Source organism: Caballeronia sp. dw_19, from assembly GCF_018449515.1.
Classification (GTDB): Bacteria; Pseudomonadota; Gammaproteobacteria; order Burkholderiales; family Burkholderiaceae; genus Caballeronia.
This window is the reverse complement of the sequence record NZ_JAAVUQ010000001.1, coordinates 1-24892: the sequence shown is the minus strand read 5'-3', so window position 1 is coordinate 24892 and position 24892 is coordinate 1. Positions and strand designations below refer to the sequence as shown.

Here is a 24892-nt window from a genome sequence, read left to right as displayed (position 1 = left end):
GTAGCATTTGACGGTTGCCACTTCAACTTGAGAGATGCCTACAACGGAAAGATCAAAGTCTCGACGGACGGGAGTTCATCTGTTGCAAATTATCATGCCGAGATCAATCCCAAAGCGCGTCATCCGTTTGGTACGTGGATTCAGTTTTATTGTGAGAAAGAGGGAATTGAAAAAGCATTCAAATCGATGGGTATGAAAAACGTCGACTCGCGTTGGGTGTTAGATAAAGAAAGCTATAGCCCGCTCCCCGAAGAACACGTCGCGATCTATCCTCTTCGTGGCAACTCGTGGAGCGGCGCCGGACTAAGTGGCGACCAGACAACGGGCGATGAAGATCAGCGAATGCGGAGTTTTGGTTTTTGCATTTCGGGAGCGAAGCAAGTTCTTTGCGGATCCATACAGCAGGTAATGTTTTTGACATCACCAAAGGAATCGACGATCCCGCAGGTTATTCAACTGCTACAGAGCATCGAGTTTATCGACGATACCTCGAACGCACCCGTAGAAGAGTACAAGGCACCTATGGCCAATCACTAGCAGGGAGTACTCGCACATTTTTGCGCTGCTGTTCGTCGTTCTGGCGTCGGTCGCACACGCGCAAGAAGCCTCTACCTGGTCTACAGCGGTGGTGCGCGCTGCATCTCAAAGTAAGGGAAACGTGTGTTCTTCGGCGATCACTGTTATTGCTCAAGGAGATAGATTGCGAACCAACAACCCTATAAAACCTGTTCCACCCCCACTGCCACAACCTCGACCACCACTCGTTCCAGCGCCCGGAACGGCGCCAGCCTGATGTCATCGGCGAGAGTGGTAGTGATCAGGCGCCAATCCCGCTCCAATGGCGTCCAGTGCTGTTGCCGTGCGCGCCCGAGCTTGTCGGCATCGGCCAGCACCACAACACTCGCCGCGCGGCGAATAATGCAGTCCTTCAAGTAAGCCTGTTCCGCGGTGGCCTCGCACAAACCAAAATCCGCCGCCACGCCGTCCGCGCCGAGAAACGCAAGATCCACGCTCAGCCGGCTCAGCACGAGCTCGGCCAGCGGCCCGAGCGTGCTCATGCTCGATGCCCGTAGATCACCGCCAATCAGCGTAATCCGCATGCCCGGCACATTGGCGAGCGTCATCACCGCCAGCAGATTATTCGTCACCACATGCAACTCGCGATGCGCACTCAAATGACGCGCGAGCGCGGCGCACGTCGTGCCGCCGTCGAGCAGCACGGTGTCGCCGTCTTTCACATGCAGCGCGGCAGCCTGCGCTATCGCTTCCTTCTGCTCACGCTGCGTCGACTTGCGTTCTTCCAGCGACGCTTCCGGTTCATGCGCGCCCACCAGCGCAGTCGCACCGCCATAAGTGCGCACGAGACGGCGTTCCTTCGCGAGCATGGTGAGATCGCGCCGCACCGTCGCCTCCGATACCCCCAGCGCTTCGCTCAACTGTTCTACGTTGGCGTCGCGGGTCAGGACGAGATCGAGGATGGCGCGGTGACGGTCGGCTGCTTTCATCGGTGAATGCTCATGCGGATAACAAGGCCGCCGATGTTACACGAGCGCATGAGCTGATCCACCGATCGGGCTCACCCGCGCCGCGTCGCGAGTTCCGCACCCTGGCGCAACGCTTCGAGCAGGCTGCGTTCATCGGCAATACCTTTACCCGCGATATCAAACGCCGTCCCATGATCCACCGACGTGCGGATCACTTCCAGCCCGACCGTCACGTTCACGCCCGCTTCGAGCCCGAGCACCTTGACCGGACCATGTCCCTGATCGTGATACATCGCGACCACCAGATCGAAATCACCACGGCCAGCACGGAAAAAGAGCGTGTCGGCGGGCAGGGGGCCGGTGATATCGAGTCCGCGTTCCTGCAGGATCTTCACGGCCGGGATGATCTTTTCCTCTTCTTCGCCATAACCGAACAAGCCGTTTTCGCCCGCGTGCGGATTGATGCCGCACACGCCAATACGCGGCTTTGCAATCCCCGCTTTCACCAGCGTCGCGTTACCGCGTTCGATCGTGCGCTGCACGAGGCCGGGCTCGATCTTCCTGATCGCATCGATGATGCCGATATGCGTCGTCACGTGAATCACGCGCAGTTGCGGCGCGACCAGCATCATCGAGACTTCCTTCACGCCCGTCAGATGCGCGAGCATTTCGGTGTGGCCCGGAAACTTGTGGCCGCCCGCGTGCAGCGCTTCCTTGTTGAGCGGCGCGGTGCAGATCGCGTCAATCTGTTGTGCTTGCGCCAGCTCGACGGCACGCGCGATGTACTGATACGCGGCGTCGCCGGCCACCGCCGAGAGCTGCCCGAAAGGGAGGTCATCGGGGATCAGGTTCAAGTCGATGCAATCGATGGTGCCCGGCTCATACTTCGCCTCCGTCGCATCCTTGATGCGGCGAATTTTCGCGCTGCCGTGCACGATCTTGTTGGCTTGCTCGAGACGGCGCGCGTCGCCGATCACGAGCGGACGGCACTGCTCGTAGACCACTTTATGCGTGAGACTCTTGACGACGATCTCGGGACCGACGCCGGATGCATCGCCCATCGTGATGCCGATTACGGGGAGAGTGTTGCTCATGATGATTGGTTAAACTCCGTGTAAGTGGGGGCGCTCTGAGGCGAGGTAAATACTGTGTTCGCTCTCAGTGGCTTTAATGTGCATTAGTGTGTATTAGTAGCCGCGTCCGGCGTCCGCAGCGTCGGCGATGTGGACCGCGTGGGCAGAGGCAATCTCTGCAAATGCTCCCACGCGCCGAACAGCGCATGCTCGCTGCCGAATGCACCGGCCTTGGTGACAATGGCGAGGCGTGCCGCATGCTGCCCGGAAGGCCGCGCCACCGCGACGCCTGCTTCAACTTCCGCCAGCAAATCGAGACTGCCGATACCGGCTGCGCTCAACATCGCGCGGGCGGTTTCGCCGCCGGTCGCAATCAAGCCGCCGACATGCCTGAAATGCGGCGTCACCAGCGCGGCGAGCGCGGTAGACAGATGCGCGCCTTCGGCTGGATCGAAGGCGTCGTCGCGACCGATGCGCACCAGCAAGTCGAGATGCCGTTCAAGATAATCGCCAATCTTCGACTGCCACGCGAGCCAGTCCGTGTGCTCGCTGCCCACACGCAAGACCGCGGGCGGCACGATCAGTTCGCTTACGCGGGCACGCTCACGCAACATCGCGCATTGGCGTTCGGACACGGCTGACAGGCTGCCGACCAGGATCAGGATCGCGCCCTCCTGCTTCTCGTGGGCAAGGGTCTCGCGGGGCGGGGTATCGAAGAGATCGGGCAGCGACGCCAGTTCGCGTGCCAGTCCGCCCGATCCGACCCAGAACAACGGGTGTTCGCGCGGGTCGAGTCGCGCGGTGGCCTGCGCGAGCCGCTTCAGGTCGTCGCCGGTATGGGCATCGACGATCAGCGCTTGCACGCCTTGCGCCGCCGTTGTCTTGATCCTGTCCAGCAGCGCGTTGATGTCACCGCGCAAAGTGTCCACGTCGATGGACTCGCTGCGCAGGCCCGCGTCCTCAAGCATCGTCAGGACATTCGCCGGCTTGCCGGCGTTTTCCAACTTCCATGTGTCCGTGTTTTCCAGCGGCTCGCCATGCACCAGCACGCGCGCCTGGTGCAGCGTGCGGCCGGTCGCGGGAAACGAGGGCGCGACGATCGCCAGTCCGGCGAGCGGTTGCAACGCGGCTACTTCGGCCGTCCAGTTGCCACGCAACGTCGAATCGATTTTCTTGTACAAGCGCCGGCCGGGTGCGTTCAGCGCATTGAACGCATGGGCGGTGCGTTGCGCCGCGTCTTGCGGCGAGAGACGGCGCGAGTCGGTATCGGCGGCGATGACGTCCGCGTTGTCCGCCTCTGCAGCGGCGTGAACCACGCCCGATGTCTCCAGCGTCACGACCGTACGCCGTCCCGCACCGGCGAACGCGATGGCGCAGTCGGCCGCGCCTGAGAGGTCGTCAGCGACGATCAGCATGCTGCGAGTGTTCATCGTGCGGCCTCGTTCTGAACTTTCTGCGCAGTACGGCGCTCTTCGGTCCGGGCGTTCACGCGTTTGGCGACCGCCGCTGTCAGGATAGGCGACACAATAGCAGTGACCACCACGCACGCCGCGACCAGCAGTGTCGCGCTTTTTGCGGCTTCCGCGTAGACCGGATTCGCCGCTGCGATCAGCGCGGGGACCGCCGCCGCATTACCGGCCGTGTTGGCCGCCGCCACGCCGGCCACGCCGGTGCCACCCGTCACGCGGTCGGCGAAATACAGCGGGATTCCGGTGACGATAACCACTGCCAGTCCCAGTCCGATACCCAGCAGCCCTGCCTGCCACACTTTGTGCAGGTCGAGACTGGCGCCCAGTGCAAGCGCGAAGAACGGGATCATGACCGGCACGGCGCGGGCGAGGAAGTCGCGCATTTCGCGATCCAGATTGCCGAGCAGCATGCCGACCGCGAGCGGCAGAATGCTGCCGACCAGCGTGGGCCATGGAAACGCGGCGAGTCCCGCCACGCCGAGCGTGACCATCGTCAGGAACGGTCCTGATTCCAGCGACATGATCGTGTACGCGCCCACGTCTTCGGACTTCCCGTATTGCCCCATCAGCGCCATGTAGAGGCCGCCGTTGGTGTCGTTCATCGCGGCAACGACTGCGAGCGTCGAGATACCGGCAAACAGGCCCGACGAGATGGGTTGCTCACCCAGAAAATGCCCCATCACGATACCCACGACAATCGCCGAGCCGATCTTCGTCGCGAATAGCACACCGCCTTTCTTCAGCAGATACGGGGTCGCCTTGACGTTGATGCTCGCACCCATACATACGTAGAACACCGCGAGAATTGGCAGCGCCCCCGTGAAAAGCGCGTTGGTGAACGAGCCGAAGAACGTCGGCATGCCGGGCAGGAAAGTTGCGACTAACGAGCCTATAAGCAAAGGCACGATCATCATGCCGCCGGGAACACGCTCGATCGAGCGCTTGATGGGAAGCTGGGCCATACGGGTCTCCTGTTTGACGAGCGAATCCGAGTTCAATGCTCGAATCGATCACGTGTTTGATTGAAACAGTCAAAATGAAGTGTAGTCCCATCTCAAAAAATGCGCAAACTGATCGTTCGAATGCTCGATCCAGTCATTTCTTATGAAAGTCGTCCGGCGGTGGGTCATGCGTTGATGTCGCCGCTCGATAGCTCAATCAGCAAAAAACACACCGCCGCCGGGCGTCCGCGGCACACGGTTCCTCGCGCGCCGAGCGCGATCAAACACGCTTTCCCGACGGCTAATAAACTAGCGATATGACCGCTGCAAAATCATCGGCTTCCAATCCGCTCGACGACTTCCATCCGGCCGTCGCGGCATGGTTCAGCCGGCATTTCCCCTCGCCAACGGAGGCGCAGAAGTGCGCCTGGCCGCTGATCAAGGCCCGCAGTTCGACGCTCGTGGCCGCGCCGACCGGTTCGGGCAAGACGCTGACGGCGTTCCTTGCGGCAATCGATGAACTGGTTCGGGAAGCATTGGCGAGCAATGACCCATTGCCCAACGAGACGGCCGTGGTCTACGTGTCGCCGCTCAAGGCGCTTTCCAACGATATCCGCGTGAACCTGGAGGAACCGCTCGCCGGCATCTCGATCGAACTCGAGCGGATGGGCTTGCCGCCCATCGACATTCGCGCGGCGGTGCGCACCGGCGACACCACGCCCCAGGAGCGCAACGCGGTAAAAAAGCGGCCGCCGCATATCCTCGTCACCACGCCGGAATCGCTCTACGTGCTGCTCAGTTCCGATTCCGGCCGCGCGATGTTGTCGACGGTGCGTACGGTGATCGTCGATGAAATCCATGCAGTCGCCGGCAACAAACGCGGCGCGCATCTCGCGCTCAGCCTCGAACGCCTGGACGCGTTGTGCGTTGAACATAAGCATGAAGCGCCGGTGCGGATCGGGTTATCGGCGACGCAAAAGCCGATCGAACGGGTCGCGCAATTCCTGACGGGCAACCGGCCGTGTTCAATCGTCGATGTCGGCCATGTGCGCAAGCGCGATCTCGCGCTCGAACTGCCGCCTATCCCGCTTGAAGCAATCATGTCGAACGATGTGCGCGAGCGTGTCTACGACCGCCTCGCCGATCTCATCGCGCAGCACCGCACTACGCTCGTGTTCGTGAACACGCGCCGGATGGCCGAACGTGTCGCGCGCCATCTCACCGAGCGGCTCGGCAAGCCCGCCGTCGCCGCGCATCACGGCAGCCTTGCGAAAGAGCAGCGGCTGGATGCCGAGCAGCGGCTCAAGCGCGGCGAACTGCAGGTGCTGATTGCAACGGCTTCGCTGGAACTGGGTATTGATATCGGCGATGTGGAGCTGGTCTGTCAACTCGGTTCGCCGGGCTCGATCGGTGGTTTCCTGCAGCGTGTCGGGCGCTCGGGACATCAGGTGCGCGGCACGCCGAAAGGGCGGCTCTTTCCTGAATCGCGCGACGATCTCATCGAATGTGCGGCGCTGCTCGATTGCGTGGCGCGCGGTGAGCTTGACGTGCTGCATATTCCCGAGGCGCCGCTCGATATTCTCGCCCAGCAGATCGTCGCTGAAGTGGCGAGCCGTGAGTGGAGCGAGGACGCGCTCTTCGAACTCGTGCGTAATGCGATGCCGTATGCGTCGCTTGATCGTACGCAGTACGACGCAGTTCTGCGCATGCTCGCCGAGGGTTATACGAGCCGGCGCGGCGTGCGTGGAGCTTACGTGCACCGGGATGTGGTGACACGAAGTTTGCGCGGCCGGCGCGGCGGCAGGCTGACTGCGGTGACATCGGGTGGGGCCATTCCGGACAACGCCGATTTCGCCGTGCTGCTCGAACCGCAAGGTTTGCAGATCGGCACGGTCAACGAGGATTTCGCGGTCGAAAGCCTGGCTGGCGACGTGTTCCAGCTAGGCAATGCGTCGTACAAGATCCTGCGAGTGGAGGGTGGCCGAGTGCGCGTGGAAGACGCGCACGGCCAGCCGCCGAACATTCCGTTCTGGCTCGGGGAAGCGCCGGGACGCAGCAATGAACTGTCGGCGGCGATAGCGCGTTTGCATGCGCAAGTGGACGCTTGGCTGGGCGATTATCCGGTCAATAAAACGATCTCCCTGCTCGCCGATACAACCGGTATCGGCGAGGAAGCGGCGCGGCAGATCGTCGACTACTTGGCGCGTTCGCGGGCCGCGCTCTCTGTTCTGCCCACGCAGGATGTGCTCGTCATGGAGCGTTTCTTCGATGCCTCCGGCGGCACGCAGCTCGTGATTCACGCGCCGTTCGGCAACCGGGTCAACCGCGCGTGGGGCCTCGCGCTGCGCAAGCGTTTTTGCCGCACGTTCAATTTCGAATTGCAGGCGGCGGCAACCGAGGACGCGATCGTTCTGTCGCTGACGGGCAGCCATAGTTTTCCGCTCGATGAAGTCTGGCGTTATCTGCATTCCAATACCGCGGAGCACATGCTGATCCAGGCGCTGCTCGACGCGCCGCTGTTCGGCGTGCGCTGGCGCTGGAACGCAACCAACGCGCTCGCATTGCCGCGCTACGCGGGCGGCCGTCGGGTCGCACCGCAATTGCAGCGCATGAAGAGCGAGGATCTGCTGGCGACCGTGTTCCCCGATCAGGTGGCGTGCATTGAAAACGTGGTGGGCGAGCGTGACGTGCCGCGTCATCCGCTGGTCGATCAGACGATCGATGACTGCTTGCACGACGCCATGGATTGCGATGCGTGGCTCGCATTGCTAAGACGCATCGAGAGTGGCGGCGTGCGGCTCGTCACGCGCGATTTGCCCGCGCCGTCGCCGTTGGCGGCGGAGGTTTTATCGGCGCGTCCTTACGCCTTTCTCGACGATGCCCCCATCGAGGAACGCCGCACGCAGGCCGTGCTCGCACGAGGCTGGACCGATCCGCAATCGAGCGATGACCTGGGCGCGCTCGACGCCGAAGCCATCGCGGGCGTGCGCGAAGAAGCATGGCCAACGGTGCGCGACGCCGATGAAATGCACGAGGCGCTGTCGGGGCTTTCATGTATCACTGAAGCCGAGTCGCAAGCGAACGATGGCTGGCCGGCGTGGCTTCAACAGCTCGCGGCTTCAGGGCGTGCGACGCGTTTGCAGGTGACATTGGCGGACGGGTTATGGGTGGCGGTCGAACGCCTGACCTGCTTGCGTGCCGTTCATCCGGTCGCACCGATGCAGCCGCCGCTAAAAGCGCTGCCCGGTTTCGATGAAGCCTGGACCGAAGACGATGCGCTCGTCGAGATCGTGCGCGCCCGTCTGAGCGGTTTTGGTCCGCTGCCGGCGCCTGTTATTGCGCGCGCTTTGGCCGTGCCGGTTTCGTCGGTCGCGCTCGCCTTGACGCGCCTGGAAGCCGAAGGTTATGTCATGCGAGGCCGCTTCACTCCGGGCGTGAAGGACTCAACGGGCACGACAGACGAAGAGTGGTGCGAACGGCATCTGCTGGCGCGGATTCATCGATACACCGTGCGGCGTTTACGGCGCGAAATCGAACCGGTCGAGTTGCAGGATTTCATGCGTTTCCTGTTCGACTGGCAACACGTAAGCGCCGACGCGAAAGCCGATCCGCATGGCGACGGCCACGACGCGCTGATGCTCGCGATCGAACAACTCGAAGGCTACGAAGCGCCCGCGGTCGCATGGGAAGATGAGATCCTGCCGGCACGCCTGAGCGCTTATTCCATGACCTGGCTCGACGATCTATGCCGCTCCGGCAAGGTCGTCTGGAGCCGTCCGGGTGTCCGGTCGCGAAGTTCGGGCGGCCCGGTGCGCACCACGCCGATCGTGTTGCTGCCGCGTCGAAATCTGGCAGCGTGGAATCCGTTGATGCAACCGGTGCAGTCCCCCGAGCCGTCATCGCGTGCCCAGCTCGTGTTCGACGCGCTCACGCAACACGGCGCCATGTTCTTCGATGAACTGCGTTCGGACGTTCGCCTGCTGGATACCGAACTTGAAAATGCGCTGGGCGAACTGGTGTCGCTGGGGCTGGTGAACGCCGATAGTTTCGCCGGCCTGCGTGCGTTGCTCGCGCCGGCCGCGCGCCGCAACAGTTTCGGCCGGCGGCCACGGCGCGGCGGCCGCTTTATCGGCGGGATGGACGACGCCGGGCGCTGGGCATTGCTGCGTCGCGCTGAAAGCAGTGCCGCGCCCGGCGCCGATTCCCTTGAGCATGTCGCGATGACCCTGTTGCGCCGATACGGCGTGATCTTTTGGCGCTTGCTCGAACGCGAAGCCGACTGGCTGCCGCCGTGGCGCGACCTGCTGCGGGTATTTCATCGGCTGGAAGCACGCGGTGAAATTCGCGGCGGCCGATTCGTCGCGGGGCTGGCAGGTGAGCAGTTCGCGCTGCCCGAAGCCGTGCCGCTGTTACGCACGATGCGCAACCGGGCCGCCGACGGCAGCTTTATCGCGATAAGCGCGGTCGATCCCCTGAATCTCGCCGGCACCTTGCTGCCCGGGGAGAAAGTGCCGGCACTGCCGGGTAATCGCGTGCTTTATCACGATGGTTTGCCGGTGGGGGCGGTGATCGCGGGGAAAACGCGTTTCCTGGTGGAACTCGATACGGAGTCGCAAGAGCACGTGCGCTGGCATCTTGTCCGGCGCAGCTTTGACCGAATGCCAGTTTCCCCAGTAATGACGACGAGTCGCTGAAAAGAACGGGCGGCGGTTCGCGATAAAGTCTTTCGATAAAACGCTGGTTTTCTTGCTAAACATTCCGCAAGTTAAACGAATTGGCGAATTGGCGAATTGCAAGCGCGCGCAAAACAAACCCGCCCCTTATTAACGAAAGTGGAATGAAAGTTCTGATCGTGAGGCGCACCACCTTCGCCAAAAACCCATAGCCCATGCAGGCAATCCCGTGCGGGCGGCATTATCGATTCCTTCGTCTTTTAGCTAAATTCTCCTGCCTGACCACGGGGGTATCGGCGGACTGTGGCATTTGAAAAGCCGCCGCCCGCTTGGGCTCTGCCAGCAAAAGAACGAATAAGGATATAGCGACAACTCCCCGTTCCCTTCAGATCGTTTTAAACACATGCTAAAGTTTTACCGCTAAAGCGCCGTTAATTTCTTTGCGATGCCGGGTAATGCCAAAAGCGAACCCGGCAATCTGGAAAGTCATGTCGAACCCTGCTGTTATGGAGGCTGAGTAACGCCATGTCCACGCCCATCAGATTCGACAGTGCCGATTTCCCCGAGAATGATGCCGAGGAAATCTGGCGCGAAGGACTTGACGCCATCTTTGAGATCCAGCGCCGGAAAGATCCACCCGTACCGTTTCGCGCGAAGATGGAAAGTTGGCCTTTAGGTTCAATGCTGCTCATGTCGCATGTCGTGCGCGGAGACGTTGAATTTCAGCGTACCCGCCGCAGGATAGCGACCTCCGGCGTCGACCATTACCTGGTGCATTGCCTGCTTGACGGCACATTGATGTCGACCTTTGGCCGCGACATCCAGCAGGTGTCGCTCGGGTCGGTCGTCATGCGCGACCTCGCCGTCGAAAACGTCGGTTTCACCCGCGACGCACCCATGCTGACGCTCACCATTCCACGTCAAGCCATTGACCGGCGCACGGGCGGCGCGTTGCGCATGCATGGATTGTCCTGGGAGGCCGCCGACCCTATCGGCCTGCTGATCGCTTCGCATATGCGCAGCCTGATGAGCGTCGCGGACTCGATGGACGACGAGCAGGCTCGCGTGGCGGGCGAAGCCACGCTGGACTTCGTCGCGGCCTCCGTGCTGCGGCGTGCCGAGCGTTGGGAGCAATCCGGCGATCCGCGCCTGACGCCGCTGATCCGCGCGCAGGCGCTGAGTTTTGTCGAAGGCAATCTGGCGGACATGAGCCTCGGCCCGGCGCGGCTGCGCGAAATCCTGAAGGTGTCGCGAACGGCGCTCTATGAACTCTTCGAACCGATGGGCGGCGTGGCTGAGTATGTACGCACTCGCCGGCTCGATGAAGCCATGCGCCGGCTCGAATCGCCGCTGCATGCGCGCGACCTCATTGGTGCAATTGCCTGTGCGGTCGGCTTCATGAGCGAATCGACGTTCAACCGCGCGTTCAAGGAGCGTTTCGGCTGCACGCCGACAGAAGCCCGCAGGCGATGTACAACCGGGGCGCTGATTGGCGCCGCTTCGCCTGTGGACGACGGCAGCCGCTCGCGCGATGCGCGCGGCGTCGGCGTCAGGACCGCTGCGACGATCCGCAGCCTCGGCGGCTGAGCGCGCCAAGCGGACGTAAGCAGCGGACGTAAGCAGCGAACATAAGCAGCGAACATAAGCAGCGAACATAAGCGAAGGCGAACAATCCTCCCCGCGCTGAACGAAATGGGCGGAAAGAGCGGACGGAATGAGAGGGCGGCGGCGTGCATCGAAGGCATCATTGCCTGACGTGTACGCAGGCATCGTGAACGGTGTTGACCAGACGCCGAGGCGGGAAAAGGAGGCGGGTTATTTCCCGGTCGTGGAAGGTGTAGCGAATTGCTGGCCACTTTCGCTATGAACCATGCGCTCTCGGTGCACGTTCCGGGTCCCTTTCGGGGCCTTGCGCATTGGACGCCAACCAGGGCTCCCTGGCCCTCGGATGTTCACGACCAGCGGCGCCGCCGCGGCTCTGCGACTGAGACCACTACGGCTACGACGGCGCCCGTGCCGCCTATAGCCGCCGACTGCGGACACGCGCAGGCAAGTGAGGGCCGTGATGGCCGTCCCGCCGAGTTCGGGCCTGACCAACCTGAACGCTGAAAAGCACGGGATTGCCGACTGAGAGAGAAAGCGCCATCAAGACGCTTCAAGGCGAAACACGCCTCAAGGGGAGATGTCACCGACATCAAGCCCGCCGCGTGTTCGACCCTAAACCAAGAAAAACGTGACATCGGGAAAACTCATGTGGCTGTTCGCTTTGTTCCAGGCTGAGACTTTGCTCGGCCGTATCGTCAAGATGGGTATGTGCGGCGCGGCGGCCGTCGCGCTTTATGCGGGTCTCACTTCGACGCCGCAGTCGGATGCCCAGGTTGCGCTGGCGCTTGCCGTCATCGCGGCGCTCTGGTTGCATGGGTATCGCGAAGGCAGGCGGTTGTCGTATGCATCAGCGCGATGCGACGCCGAGATTCGCGAGGACGAGGGCCGGATCAGGGTAGCCGGCGGCGGCGTCGATCTCACTTTGCATCTCGTGTCGCGAACGCTCACGGTCAACAAGGTGGCAAAGCGATTTGTCTCGATCGATGCTCCCGGCGAGTTTCAACGCTTGCGCTCCGGCCGCTTCGAATGGCCGTTCCGGGCGCTGGCGGTTGAGCCTGAGCCTGAGTCGAATGCCGGGAGCTTTGGCGCGGTGTCTGGCGCTTCGGCAGCACGATGGAAGGGCGAGCGGGCGACGTCGGCGTCCGATATCGGCAAAACCATTGCGCCGGCTGGCGAACGCGAAATCGGCGTGTACTGGAAGCACCCGGGCCAGGGTGATCGGCTGTTATTTTCGGTGACTGGTCCGGCAGGAAAATATGAAGCAATAGACCGCGCGTTTTGGATCTTCGCTGCATGGATCGATCGCGAGGACGAAGCGCGGCGCGCGATCGAGCGCCGCCATAAGGCGGAGGCGTGGCAACGCGACTGGGAAGAGAAACGGCTGGCGGAAGAACTCGACCACACGCGGCGCAGAGGGGGCAGCGCCTTCGACGAAACCGATCCGCACATGCGCACAACGGCCAAAGCGGCCAAAGCAATAACGCCGTCGAGAAGGTGGTAGCCGCTAGTCATCCGCTTGAAATGCGGCAGTCGCGTGCCGTCATCTCATTGCCCGGAAGGCGTAAAAACGCGCAGACGATGACCGTCGGGATCCAGCGCGACGAAGGTAAAGCCAAAATCCATTTCGGTCGGACGCTGGATGATTTCCAGGCCGCGCTTGACCCAATCGGCGAAAAGGCTGTGCACGGAGTCACTGTCGTTCACTGGGAACGCGAGTTCGCCGCCGCCCGGCGCTGTTGCTGCGGGTTCAACCGTATGCCTGGACCACAACCCCAGCTTGAGACCCGACTCCAGGATGAACATGGCGAACGCCGGAGAAGATTCGACGGGTGTCTTGCCGAGCAAGCCCGCATAAAAATCGGCGCTGATGGAGGGGTTGTCGACGTACAGGATGATGAAGTTGGGATCGGTCATGGTTTGCGCGCGTTGGGTCGATGGGAAGTAGCCGGGAAATAGCCGAGGCGTGCGGCTGAGAATCCAGCAACGAGCCGCCGATTACTTGCCGGTGCTGAAGTCGAACCCATCGTAAGCGTGACTACTGCCAGTTTCTGTCAGTAGTGGCGCGAATTGTCACCGTGCTCGTTCACCAAGTCACGCGAGCAACCCGATTTACGTCTACGCCTCACGCCAGCGCCGCCGCAACGACCGCCGACAAATTATCAATCGAAAATGGTTTTCGAAGCAGCGAGATATTGTTGCCCATCGCGGCGTCGAGGGCAGAGGTGTCCGCGTAGCCGCTCGCGAAAACAATGGGCATGTGCAGACCCTGGGACCGCGCCAGTTTCGCCACCGTAGCGCCGTCAAGATGCGGCATCGCGAAGTCCAGTACCAGCAAGTCCGGTGGATCGCTTGCCATCATGTGGAGCGCCGCGCGCCCGCCCGCCGCCGAGTCCACGCGATACCCCAGCGCGACCAGCGTTTCGACCATGAACGTACGAACATCCGGATCGTCATCGACGACCAGGATTCGCGGCGCACTCCGGTCACTCGCATTGACGATAGCCGCCGCCGACGGGTCCGGTGCGTTGGCTACCGCGGGCGAACGCCGCAGAAACAAAGACACCCGGGTGCCGCGCGGACTGCTCTCGATCCGCGCATGGCCGCCCGCCTGCTGGCAGATTCCGTACACCTGGGCGAGGCCGAGACCGGTTCCCGCGCCCAGTTCCTTGGTGGTAAAAAACGGTTCGAACGCCCGGGCCGCGACATCGGCGGGCATGCCGGTGCCTGTATCGGCGACACTCAATTCCACGTAGTCGCCATCGGCGAGATCGGCGTCGTCCGTGATCGTCCACGTTACCGTGCTGATGCGCAGCACGCCGCCCGTGGGCATCGCGTCCCGTGCGTTGATTGCGAGGTTGAGCAACGCGAGTTCAAGCTGGGTCGCGTCCGCCACGACCAGGGTGGCGTCGTCGCCGAGTTCCAGCCGCAGGTCGATCCCCGGGCCCAGCGTGCGGTCGAACAGATCGGCCATGCCGCGCACGAGTTGGGTCAGCCCGACCGGTTTCAATTCGAGTTTCTGCGAGCGCGAAAATGCCAGCAATTGCGCGGTGAGCTTGGCGCCGCGGCTGACGGCCCGCATGGCGTTGTCGGTCCAGCGCAGTACGCGCTCGCGCTCCGAAGGCGATCGTTTCACGAGTTCCAGGTTGCCGTGAATGGCCTGCAGCAGGTTGTTGAAATCGTGGGCGAGGCCGCCGGTCAACTGACCGACCGCCTCCATTTTCTGCGCCTGGTGCAGGCGCGCTTCCATCTGCCGTTGCTGCGAGAGATCGGAGATCACGCCGCAGATCAGCCGGTCCTGGTCGCGCTCGGCTTCGAGCGCCTTGAAGCTGCAATACACGGGCGTTTCCCCGCTGGCCGACAGCACCGTGAGTTCGTCGCGGGCAGTGCCGGTAGCGCTTTCGCGGATCAGTTCCTGCAGGCGCGCGTGCTGGCCATCGAGCACAAAAGCGCTGAACGCGTAGCCTACGACGTGCTCGACCCGGGCGCCGAGCAACTGCCCGGCGCGTTCGTTGGCGTAGAGAATGGTGCCGTCGGCGGAGAGCATCACCGCGCCTTCCTGCATCTGCTCCACGAGCACGCGGTACGGCCGGTCCGCGCTTTCGAGCGTATAGATACGGCGGTCGTCGTCGCTGCCGACCACCACGGCGTCCACCGCGCCGCTGCGGATGGCGTCGAGGGTATCTTCCGCCTCGCGCAGCCGCTCGCGCAGCTCCTCGATAGTCGCGGTTTCCAGTGAAGCGGTGTGGGATTGATCGGACATACGCGTCAGGGTTTGATGGACGCGGCCGAGGACGCGCCTAAGGACGTGCTACCGGCTACGTTCAACGCCATCACGCCGAGCGCGGCCAGTACCTTGTTCGAATCCGAGAGATCACCGATCACCCTTCGCAACGGCCCCGGACGCAGCTTGACCAGCGTCGGCGCGGCAATGATCTGGGCCGCGACCGCGGCTTCCGGATGCAGGTAGATGTCGATCACTTCCAGCTCGAAGCGGCCCGCCGCATGGGTTTCCAGCAAGCGCCGCGCGTTGTCCACGGCACGCGTGGAACGCAGCGTATTGCCCGTCACGTACAACCGCAGCACGAGCGTGTCCGATGGGGGTGGAGGCGGTGCACCGTCTCCGCCACCTCCGCCGTCGGCTTCGACGGGCAGGGCGCTCACGAACCGGCCCTCGGCCGGATGTCGAGGCCGACCAGCACGCGCTCGGTGTCCGACAAATCGCCGATCACTTTCCTGAGCGGCGCGGGCAGATGCCGGACGACGGTCGGTATCGCGAGAATCTGGTCGGCGGCTGCGAGTTGCGGGTTGATGCGCAGATCGATGACCTCGATCGAATACTCGCCGGCCAGATGCGTGGCGCAGAGCGCACGCAGGTTACGGATGGCGGCCATCGATTTCGGCGTTTCCCCCGCTACATACAACCGCAGCAAATACGAGCAAGCGTCGGGCGTTTCGGTCCTGTCCGATTCGTGTTCCGCTGGCGTGGACGCGTCCTGTTCGGTCATTCTTTCGATCGCCGCAATTGCGCCATCCGGCTACGGTCGGCTTCCTGCAGGCGCTTGTGTTCGTCGCTTTGCTCGATTAGCGCATCGAGTTCCGACGCTTCAGCGTCGAGCGCCGACTGCAGTTCCGCGACCTGCTGCTCGACCAGTCTGCGGCGCCGGGCGAGTTCGCGCTTTTTTTGCATCACAAGTTCGTCGCGCGCGGCGGATTCGTCGCGTTCCTGCGCTTCCTGCGCGAGCCGCGCGGAACCTGTCAGCACGCCGCCCGCGCCTATATAAGCTGGCACCATGGCGATTCCCCCATTGCTGATCTGATATTCACGGACCTGGTTCGAGTGATCCATGCCGCGCGATTTCAGCACGTAGACAAGCCGGTTGCGCTCGCCGTTCGTTTCAATATGCGATAGCGAAATCCAGGTATCCATCAGCGATGAGATGCTGCGGTCATTCACGCTGGACGCCTGGTCGGTACCGCTCAGACTTGTAAAAACTGCCGTAATGCCGCGGGATTTGAGGAGATCGACGAGTCGCAACAGCGTCGCGTGCACTTCCGACTCCACGCCGCGCAGCGACGAGATCGGGTCGATCACCACGGCGCTCGGCTTGAACAGGTCGATGTCGCGCGCCATCCGCGCCAAATGCATTTCCAGCCCGAAAAAACTGGGCCGCGCCGATTCGATCCTGAGCGTGCCGCCCAGAGAGTGCGCAAGATCCACGCCCACTGAGCGCATGTTGCGCACGATCTGCTCGGGCGACTCTTCAAAGGCGAACCACAGCGTGCGTTCGCCGAGTTTGCAGCGGGCCTCGACGAATTTAGCGGCAAAGGTGGTTTTGCCGGTTCCCGCAAGTCCCGACACAAGTACGCTCGAGCCGACGAAATAACCGCCCACGCCCAACATGGCGTCGAGATCGGCGATACCCGTGGAGATGACGTCGCTTGACGTCAGGTGCGCCAGCCCGGCTGATGTAACCGGGAGGACGCTGATGCCGGTGGTGTCGATAAGAAACGGGTATTCGTTCGTCCCATGCGCCGAGCCGCGATATTTAACGATCCTCAGGCGCCGCGTGGTGACCTGGTTTTCGACCCGGTTGTCGAGCAGGATGACGCAATCGGACACGTATTCTTCAATGCCGTGCCGCGTCAACAGGCTCGGGTCGCCGGTTCCGCGCTCCGCGGTCACGATGGCCGTGACGCCGCGTTCCTTCAGCCAGTCGAACAGGCGCCGCAACTCGGCGCGCAGCAAGACGGCGTCGGGGAAACTGGCGAACAGAGCTTCGAGCGTATCGAGTACGACGCGCTTCGCGTTCACACTCTTGATGGCGTAGTCGAGCCGCACGAACAGGCCTTCGAGATCGTATTCGCCGGTGTCTTCGATTCCCGCCGGGTCGATCTTGACGTGATCGATGGCGAGTTTCTTCTGCTCGATCAGCGACATCACGTCGTAGCCCAGCGACGCCACGTTCGCGGCCAGGTCCTCCGCCGATTCCTCGAAGCTCACCACCACGCCGGGCTCGCCGTACTTCAGTACGCCTTCCACGAGGAATGTCATGGCGAACAGGGTCTTGCCGCATCCTGCCGCGCCGCACATCAGGGTCGGACGGCCGGCAGGCAAACCGCCGAGGGTGACGTCGTCAAAGCCAGAAATGCCTGTCGGCGATTTTGAAAGCACTGCTCCGGTCATCGTTTTTCTTTGTAAGGTTTAACAGAAAGGTACTGGCCGGCCCGGCCTCGATACCCGCGCCAGTTGGTCGATGGCGACAGCGCATCTTGGCATCGCGGTACGCACTATGCAATCCAGAAGATCACGTCGACCGGCGCGCGGGGACAGGCGGCCATTTTTAAACGCTTGGCGCGAGTAATCGGACCCGTACAATTGAGCGCAGCATCGAACAAAAAATATCGAGCACTGAGAGGTAGAATTTTGAACCCTGTTGATGGAGTTTTGCAGGCCGCCATGGACGACAGTGACGAAGCCATTGCTCGCGACGTGGCCACCATCGGCCGGATCGGCGCCGTTCCGTCCATGCTGCGCGTGATCTGCAAAAACACCGGCCTCGGCTTCGCGGCGGTGGCGCGCGTCACCGAGGGAACATGGACCGCCTGTGCCGTGCAGGACGACATTCAGTTCGGGCTATTGCCGGGCGGCCAACTCGACGTCCACACCACGCTGTGCAGCGAGGCTCGCGCAATGCGCCGGCCTGTTGTTATCGACCATGCGAGTACCGATCCGGTTTATCGCGAACACCACACGCCCCGTATCTACAACATCGAGAGTTATATCTCGGTGCCGATCATCCTGCCCAACGGCGACTATTTCGGCAATCTGTGCGCGATCGATCCGCGTCCGGCGATGATCTCGGATGCACGCACGCTCACCATGTTCACGCTCTTCGCAGAACTGATCGCACTGCAGCTGGAGAGCGAGAACGAGCGCTCGGCGACCGAAGCCGCGCTCATCAATGAGCGCACGACCGCCGAGTTGCGCGAGCAGTTCATCGCGGTGCTCGGCCACGATCTGCGCAATCCGCTTGCCGCCGTGGGCGCCACCGCGGAATGGCTGGCGCGACGCGGCGGCGAGCCGGAACTGGTGAGCATCGGCACGCGGTTGCGGGCGACTACGCGGCGCATGTCCCGCCTGATCGACGACGTGCTCGATTTCGCCCGTGGCCGGCTCGGCACGGGTATCGGCGTGGCGCTTGCTCCGGTTGACGATCTCCCCGACGCGCTGCGCCACGTGGTCACGGAACTGCGCGACGTGAATCCGCAACGTGTCGTGCTGGAACAGATCGCGGTGGACGGCTGCGTCTACTGCGACCGGGGGCGCATTCAGCAACTGCTGTCCAACCTGCTGGCTAATGCGCTGACGCATGGCTCGCCGGATCAACCGGTGCGGGTGATGGTATCGGTGGATGCCGGCGAGCTCGCGATCTCCGTCTCCAATCTGGGCGCGCCGATCGCGCCGCAAGACCTGGAAAAAGTCTTCGAACCGTATTGGCGGCCTGCGAGCAGTCAGCCGGGCGGTGGGCTCGGGTTGGGACTCTATATTTGCTCGCAGATCGTCAACGCGCACGGCGGGACGTTGTCGGTGAGTTCATCGGCGGAGACGGGGACCTGTTTTGTGGCAAGGATTCCCGTGAGTGACGCGGTGTGAACGCCGGTCCGGGGTCGTAGCGCCTACCTTTCCCGATTCGTCGCCATCTCCCTCGCGACGATCGCGTCTCTTCAACCCCTGAACCCTCTCCATACAAACCCGGATTGTCCCCGTCAATTCGGCGCTGCTATCGTTCGCTGGCACATGTGGAAGCGCTTCCACTCCACCGCTCAACAGGAGTCCTCGTGGCACTCGACGCATCCGTTGTCTCCAGCGATCCGTTTCCCCCACCCTCCGATTCAGCCCTCTGGCGACGAGACTTTTTGCTCGGCGCAGCAACCGCTTCCTATCAGATCGAAGGCGCCGTCAGCGAAGACGGCCGGCTCCCGTCGATCTGGGACACGTTCTCGGCCACGCCCGGTAAAGTGCTGGCCGGCGACACCGGCGAGGTCGCTTGCGATCATTATCATCGGTGGGAATCGGACCTCGACTTGCTGTCCGCGCTAAACGTAGACGGGTATCGCCTATCCATTGCATGGCCGCGCGTGATGGATGAAGCGGGGCGTCCGAACCGGAAGGGGATCGACTTCTATAAGCGCCTGGTCGCGCGGCTGAAAGAGAAAGGCCTCAAGACCTTTGTCACGCTTTATCACTGGGACCTGCCGCAATATCTGGAAGATCGCGGCGGCTGGCTGAATCGCGACATAGCGTATCGCTTCGCCGATTACGCCGACCTGATGAGCCGCGAACTGAGCGGTCAGGTCGATGCCTGGGCCACGCTCAACGAACCCTGGTGCTCCGCTTACCTCGGCTACGGCAACGGCCATCATGCACCGGGGCTGGCGAATGACCGTTACGCGACCCAGGCCATGCATCACCTGCTGCTCGCGCACGGGTCCGCCGTGCCGGTCCTGCGGGCAAACGATCCCGCGTCGCTCAAGGGTATTGTCGCGAATGTGGGCCGAGGTACCGCTAATAGCGACAGCGCAGCCGACGCACGCGCCGCACATCTTTTTGAAGTCCAGCACAACGCGTGGATACTGGACCCGCTGTTGAAAAAGGCCTATCCCAAGGACCTTTTCGAACTATGGCCGGGCACCGAGCCGCTGGTGCTCGATGGCGATATGGAGATCATCGGTACGCCGCTCGACTTCCTCGGCATCAACTATTACTTCCGCACGAACGTGAAGAGCGACGGCGTGCATGGTTTCACCGAAGTGCCGTTGCCAGGCGTCGAGCGCACACAGATGGGCTGGGAGATTCATCCCGATGGCCTGCGCGACCTGCTGATCGGATTCAACAAGACGTATCCGTCATTGCCGCCGATCTACATCACTGAAAACGGCATGGCGTCGGATGACAAGGTAGTCGATGGACGCGTCGATGATCCGCAGCGCATCTCGTTCCTCAAACGCCACCTGGCCGCCGTGGATAGCGCGATCAAGGCCGGCGTCGACATACGCGGATATTTCATCTGGTCGCTGATGGATAACTTCGAATGGGCCTTTGGGTATGAACGTCGCTTCGGCGTGTTTCATGTCGACTACAAGACGCAGAAGCGCACCATGAAACATAGCGCCGAGCTGATTGCGAAGTTCCTCGCGGAGCGCAATACCCGCGTTAATTCCCGCGCCTGACCCGCAGTTCGATTTCAATGCCGAAGCCATTGGACCCTATGGACTACGGGGCCAAATAGAAAATATAGCCCGGAGGAGACGCAATGAACCGCATGAAGAAACTGGTCGTCAGTGTCATCGCCGCCGTTGCGGCGAGCAGCGCAGCGCACGCCGATCCGTTGAAAGCGACCGTGATCCACTGGTGGACATCGGGCGGCGAGTCAGCGGCCATCAGGCAGTTCGCCGACGCCTATAACAAGGCGGGCGGATTATGGGTCGACCAAGCCGTGGCCGGTGCAGACCAGGCGCGCTCCACGGCGCTCAACCGCATCATGGGCGGAGACCCGCCCACCGCCGCGCAGTTCAATACGTCGAAGCAATTCCACGACATCATCGACCAGGGCTTGCTGAACAACGTGGACGATGTCGCGGCCAAGGAGAACTGGGACAAGATCTTCCCGCCGTCGATCATTGAAAGCATCAAGTCGAACGGGCATTACTACGCGGCGCCCGTGGACATCCACATGCCGGCATGGTTCTTCTATTCGAAGCCGGCGTTCCAGAAGGCCGGCATCACAAAGGAACCGGCCACGTACGATGAGTTCATCGCGGATCTCGACAAGCTGAAAGCGGCGGGCGTGATTCCGCTCGCGCTCGGTGGTCAGGCATGGCAGGAGAAGATCACCTTCGACGCCGTGTTCGCCGATGTCGGCGGCCCGGACCTCTATTTGAAGGTATACCGCGATCGCGATGTGAACGCGGTCAAGTCCGACGCGTTCAAGAAGGTGCTGACGCAGTTCAAGCGCCTGCACAACTATATTGATCCGGGCTCACCGGGCCGCAACTGGAACGACGCCACCGCGCTGGTGATCTCCGGCAAGGCCGGCGTGCAGATCATGGGTGACTGGGCGAAGGGCGAGTTCTCCGCCGCCAATCAAACGGCGGGCAAGGACTTCGGCTGCTTCCCGGGCTTCGGTCCGCATTCGCCGTATCTTGTCGCAGGGGACGCGTTCGTTTTCCCGAAGACCGACGACCCCAACGCGATCAAGGCGCAAAAGCTGCTGGCGACGGTCATGACGTCTCCGGCTGCACAGGTTGCGTTCAGCGCGAAGAAGGGATCGATTCCGATTCGCTCGGACATCGACGATTCGAGTCTCGACATGTGCGCGAAGGAGGGCATCGCGATCATGAAGGACAAGTCGCGGCAGTTGCCGAATCCGGAAATGCTGACGCCGCCTGATATCAATGGCGCGTTGCAGGACGTCATCACCAACTTCTGGAACAAGAACCAGTCGGCGGAGGACGCACAAAAGGCCTTCGCCAGCGGGCTGAAAAGCTGATGGCGCAGGGAGCGCTGAGGACGCATACGCCTGCCGGCAAGGCCTTGCGCGCGCCGGCCGGTCGCGTGAAGCGCAAGCCGCTGAGGAAGCGGTTTGCGCTGGCCGCTTATATTGCGTTGGTGCCGATGGCGCTCACCGTTGTGTTCGCCTATCTCGGCACGATGTTATGGAGCTTGCGCACATCGTTCACGAACTCGCGTACGTTCGCGTCGAATAGTTTTGCGGGCGTGTCGCAATACGTGCGGCTTTTTAATAACGACCGGTGGATGCTGTCGCTGCAAAACATCGCGATCTACGGGGTTTTGTTCATCGTCATATGCCTCGCGATCGGGTTGCTGCTGGCGGTGTTTATCGACCAGAAGGTGATGGCGGAGGGCGCGCTGCGCACGGTCTTCCTGTATCCGTACGCCATGTCGTTCGTCGCAACGGGTCTCGTGTGGCAGTGGATCCTGAATCCGGAGCTGGGCATTCAGGAAGTGCTGCATCGGATCGGTTTCACGCACGCGCGCTTCGACTGGATCGTCGATCAGGATCGTGTGATCTATACGCTCGTGATAGCTACGGTCTGGCAAGCGTCGGGGCTGGTGATGGCATTGTTGCTCGCGGGGCTGCGCGGCATTGATGAAGAGATCTGGAAGGCAGCGCGCATAGATGGCATTCCGCGCTGGCGTGTCTATGTCAGCATTGTCATCCCCATGCTCGGCGCATCCATTTCGACGGCCTTCATCCTGCTGTTCGTGATGGTCATCAAACTCTACGATGCGGTGGTCGCCATGACGCAAGGCGGTCCCGGCACGGCAAGCGAAGTGCCCGCGAAGTTCATCATGGATTATCTGTTCGGACGCGCGAATCTCGGGCTGGCGTCGGCGGCGTCGATCGTTCTTCTCGTGACCGTGCTCGCGATCCTGGCGCCGGTCTTTTATATTCGCAGCCGCGCATTGCGGCTCAGGGATTCCCGATGAACGCGCCACGTCGCCCGTTAAAACGCAGGTCGCGCTTCACGCCCGCGCGCCTGGGCGTGTACGCGTTTCTGCTGACTTCGGCCTTGTTCTTCCTGCTGCCGCTCTATGTGATGCTCGTCACGTCGGTCAAGCCGATGACGGAAATTCGTCTTGGCAATATCCTTTCGCTGCCGGTGCATTTCACGCTGGATGCATGGCGTGTTGCGTGGCAATCGGCGTGTACGGGACTGGATTGCCAGGGCATTCAGGTCGGCTTCTGGAACTCGGTGCGCATTGTCGTGCCGAGTACGGTCCTGTCCATTCTGGTCGGTGCGGTGAACGGTTACGCGTTGTCATTCTGGAAACCACGCGGGGCCACCACGTTGTTCGCCATCCTGTTGGTGGGTGCATTCATCCCGGTACAGGTGATGGTCTATCCGCTTGTGCGTGTGCTCGCAACCGTGCATTTATTCAGCTCGTTGCCCGGCATTGTGCTGATCCACACCATCTTCGGTATGCCCGTGATGACACTGCTGTTCCGCAATTACTACGCAGCGCTGCCGCATGAACTCTTCCAGGCGGCGCGCGTGGACGGGGGCGGTTTCTGGCGCATCTTCCTGCAACTGATGGTGCCGATGTCCACGCCGATCATCGTGGTCGCCATCATCATGCAGGTCACCGGTATCTGGAACGACTTCATCCTGGGTCTCGTTTTCGCGGGCACGAAGAATTTGCCGATGACAGTACAACTGAACAATATCATCAACACCACGACGGGCGAGCGGCTCTACAACGTCAACATGGCGGCGACCATCCTCACGTCCATGGTGCCGCTTGCCATTTACTTCGTTTCGGGTCGCTGGTTCGTGCGTGGCATTGCATCCGGTGCGGTCAAGGGTTAGTCCAGGGCTCATTCATGTCTACAGTCATGTCGAACGTTTCAATCCGCGATCTGGAGATTCAGCTTGGCTCCAATACGATCATCGAATCGCTCGATCTTGAGGTCGAACCGGGTGAGTTTCTTGTATTGCTGGGCCCCTCGGGGTGCGGTAAATCCACCTTGCTGCACAGCATTGCAGGACTGATCGATGTGAGCGGCGGCAGCATCGAGATCGGCGGCCAGGATATGACGTGGGCCGATCCGAAAGATCGCGGTATCGCGCTCGTGTTCCAGTCCTACGCGCTGTATCCGACCATGAACGTCGAGCGTAATCTCTCGTTCGGTTTGCGTATAGCGGGTACGCCCAAAGCCGAGATCGAACGGCGCGTCACGCGTGCGGCCGAGATGTTGCAGCTTGGGCCGTTGCTCAAACGCAGGCCTGCGCAGTTGTCGGGCGGGCAGCGTCAGCGCGTGGCAATCGGCCGGGCGATCGTGCGTGAAGCGGACGTGTTTCTCTTCGATGAGCCGCTGTCGAACCTCGACGCAAAGCTGCGCACGGAACTCAGGCGTGAGCTGAAGCAACTGCATAAGCGTCTCGGTGCAACGATGATCTACGTGACCCACGATCAGGTCGAAGCGATGACGCTCGCGACCCGCATGGCGGTCATGCGCGGTGGGGTGATTCAGCAGATCGGTACGCCGGCGGAGGTTTATGCGCATCCGAATAATTTGTTTGTTGCGACGTTCCTTGGCTCGCCGGGCATGAACTTGCTGAAGGGCGTGTTGCATCGCGAGGGTGGTGGCGTGCGGTTTCGCAATGAGCACGTTGATATTGATGTTTCCGCGTATCCGTTTCTGCAGTCACCGCCGGAGAAGCTGCCGTGCGTGCTCGGCGTGCGCCCCGAGGATGTCTCGATTGATCCGGCGTTCGGACATCGAGGTACGGTGTCGCTTGTTGAGCCGATGGGTAATCATCGGGTAATTTGGCTCGATTATCATGGGGCCCAAATCGCGTCGATCGCGCAGGATACTGCGAGCGCAGCGGTCGACGAGATGACGGGGTTTTCGATCGACAGCAAACGTATCTCGCTCTTCGATGAAACCAGTGGTGATCGGGTTTGAGGGGTTATAGGGAAGTGGTTTTCGTTCGCACCGGTGGACGGGTTTTGGGTTTTGGGGTTAGTGGGTCCGGGTCAGTGCTGGGGTGGTCGGTTTTGGGGTTAGTGGTCGGGGTTGATGCCGGGGTGGTCGGTTCTGGGGTTAGCGGTTGGGGTTA

The 24892-nt window shown here is 61.9% G+C and carries 19 protein-coding genes; 10 read left to right on the top strand and 9 right to left on the bottom strand.

Annotated features, from left to right (window positions below; translation table 11 throughout):
* Positions 1–27: 27 nt before the first annotated feature.
* Positions 28–537 (top strand): hypothetical protein, encoded by a 510-nt coding sequence (locus HB376_RS00095; RefSeq protein ID WP_213761423.1) that lies wholly within the window; start codon positions 28–30, stop codon positions 535–537.
* Between the two features lie 179 nt (positions 538–716).
* On the opposite strand, the gene HB376_RS00090 is transcribed toward HB376_RS00095, so the two are convergent.
* The 4 genes from HB376_RS00090 to HB376_RS00075 form a co-directional block, all read right to left on the bottom strand.
* Positions 717–1505: a DeoR/GlpR family DNA-binding transcription regulator gene (locus tag HB376_RS00090; protein ID WP_213761422.1), complete on the bottom strand. Its 789-nt coding sequence runs from the start codon at positions 1503–1505 to the stop codon at positions 717–719.
* Between the two features lie 71 nt (positions 1506–1576).
* Positions 1577–2578: a 4-hydroxythreonine-4-phosphate dehydrogenase PdxA gene (pdxA, locus tag HB376_RS00085; RefSeq protein ID WP_213761421.1), complete on the bottom strand. Its 1002-nt coding sequence runs from the start codon at positions 2576–2578 to the stop codon at positions 1577–1579.
* Positions 2579–2661: 83 nt separating this feature from the next.
* Complete coding sequence (locus HB376_RS00080; protein ID WP_213761420.1) at positions 2662–3987, bottom strand: four-carbon acid sugar kinase family protein; 1326 nt, start codon at positions 3985–3987, stop codon at positions 2662–2664.
* Entirely contained in the window at positions 3984–4988 is a 1005-nt protein-coding gene (locus HB376_RS00075; RefSeq protein ID WP_213761419.1) for a 2-keto-3-deoxygluconate permease, read from the bottom strand. The genes HB376_RS00080 and HB376_RS00075 overlap by 4 nt, the downstream gene beginning before the upstream one ends.
* 296 nt (positions 4989–5284) lie before the next feature.
* On the opposite strand from HB376_RS00075, the gene HB376_RS00070 reads away from it, so the two are divergent.
* The 3 genes from HB376_RS00070 to HB376_RS00060 all read left to right on the top strand — a co-directional run bounded on the left by HB376_RS00070 (position 5285) and on the right by HB376_RS00060 (position 12746).
* A complete protein-coding gene (locus tag HB376_RS00070) occupies positions 5285–9661 on the top strand; it encodes a DEAD/DEAH box helicase (protein ID WP_213761418.1) in 4377 nt (1458 codons plus the stop codon).
* A 504-nt stretch (positions 9662–10165) separates the two neighbouring features.
* Complete coding sequence (locus HB376_RS00065) at positions 10166–11227, top strand: helix-turn-helix domain-containing protein (RefSeq protein WP_213761417.1); 1062 nt, start codon at positions 10166–10168, stop codon at positions 11225–11227.
* A 664-nt stretch (positions 11228–11891) separates the two neighbouring features.
* Positions 11892–12746, top strand: a complete 855-nt coding sequence (locus tag HB376_RS00060; RefSeq protein WP_213761416.1) for a hypothetical protein — start codon at positions 11892–11894, stop codon at positions 12744–12746.
* Between the two features lie 44 nt (positions 12747–12790).
* Here HB376_RS00060 and HB376_RS00055 read toward each other — a convergent pair whose 3' ends face one another.
* From HB376_RS00055 to kaiC, 5 genes are all read right to left on the bottom strand, one after another.
* Entirely contained in the window at positions 12791–13159 is a 369-nt protein-coding gene (locus HB376_RS00055) for a VOC family protein (protein WP_213761415.1), read from the bottom strand.
* A gap of 208 nt (positions 13160–13367) precedes the next feature.
* A complete protein-coding gene (locus tag HB376_RS00050; RefSeq protein WP_213761414.1) occupies positions 13368–15005 on the bottom strand; it encodes a PAS domain-containing sensor histidine kinase in 1638 nt (545 codons plus the stop codon).
* 5 nt (positions 15006–15010) lie between these two features.
* Positions 15011–15406, bottom strand: a complete 396-nt coding sequence (locus HB376_RS00045) for a circadian clock KaiB family protein (protein ID WP_213761413.1) — start codon at positions 15404–15406, stop codon at positions 15011–15013.
* Positions 15403–15750, bottom strand: a complete 348-nt coding sequence (locus HB376_RS00040; RefSeq protein WP_213761412.1) for a circadian clock KaiB family protein — start codon at positions 15748–15750, stop codon at positions 15403–15405. The genes HB376_RS00045 and HB376_RS00040 overlap by 4 nt, the downstream gene beginning before the upstream one ends.
* On the bottom strand, positions 15747–17429 hold the full coding sequence (gene kaiC / locus HB376_RS00035; RefSeq protein WP_213761411.1) for a circadian clock protein KaiC: 1683 nt from the start codon (positions 17427–17429) through the stop codon (positions 15747–15749). Before kaiC ends, HB376_RS00040 begins: the two co-directional genes overlap by 4 nt.
* A 273-nt stretch (positions 17430–17702) precedes the next feature.
* On the opposite strand from kaiC, the gene HB376_RS00030 reads away from it, so the two are divergent.
* The 6 genes from HB376_RS00030 to HB376_RS00005 all read left to right on the top strand — a co-directional run bounded on the left by HB376_RS00030 (position 17703) and on the right by HB376_RS00005 (position 24738).
* Complete coding sequence (locus HB376_RS00030; RefSeq protein ID WP_213761410.1) at positions 17703–18899, top strand: GAF domain-containing sensor histidine kinase; 1197 nt, start codon at positions 17703–17705, stop codon at positions 18897–18899.
* Positions 18900–19084: 185 nt separating this feature from the next.
* Complete coding sequence (locus HB376_RS00025; RefSeq protein WP_213761409.1) at positions 19085–20476, top strand: GH1 family beta-glucosidase; 1392 nt, start codon at positions 19085–19087, stop codon at positions 20474–20476.
* A gap of 83 nt (positions 20477–20559) precedes the next feature.
* The gene (locus tag HB376_RS00020; RefSeq protein WP_213761408.1) at positions 20560–21795 is read left to right on the top strand and encodes an ABC transporter substrate-binding protein; all 1236 of its coding nucleotides are present in this window, start codon (positions 20560–20562) and stop codon (positions 21793–21795) included.
* Entirely contained in the window at positions 21795–22757 is a 963-nt protein-coding gene (locus HB376_RS00015; protein WP_213761407.1) for a sugar ABC transporter permease, read from the top strand. Before HB376_RS00020 ends, HB376_RS00015 begins: the two co-directional genes overlap by 1 nt.
* Positions 22754–23638, top strand: a complete 885-nt coding sequence (locus HB376_RS00010) for a carbohydrate ABC transporter permease (protein ID WP_213761406.1) — start codon at positions 22754–22756, stop codon at positions 23636–23638. Before HB376_RS00015 ends, HB376_RS00010 begins: the two co-directional genes overlap by 4 nt.
* A gap of 14 nt (positions 23639–23652) precedes the next feature.
* The gene (locus HB376_RS00005; RefSeq protein WP_213761405.1) at positions 23653–24738 is read left to right on the top strand and encodes an ABC transporter ATP-binding protein; all 1086 of its coding nucleotides are present in this window, start codon (positions 23653–23655) and stop codon (positions 24736–24738) included.
* The last annotated feature ends 154 nt before the right edge of the window (positions 24739–24892 follow it).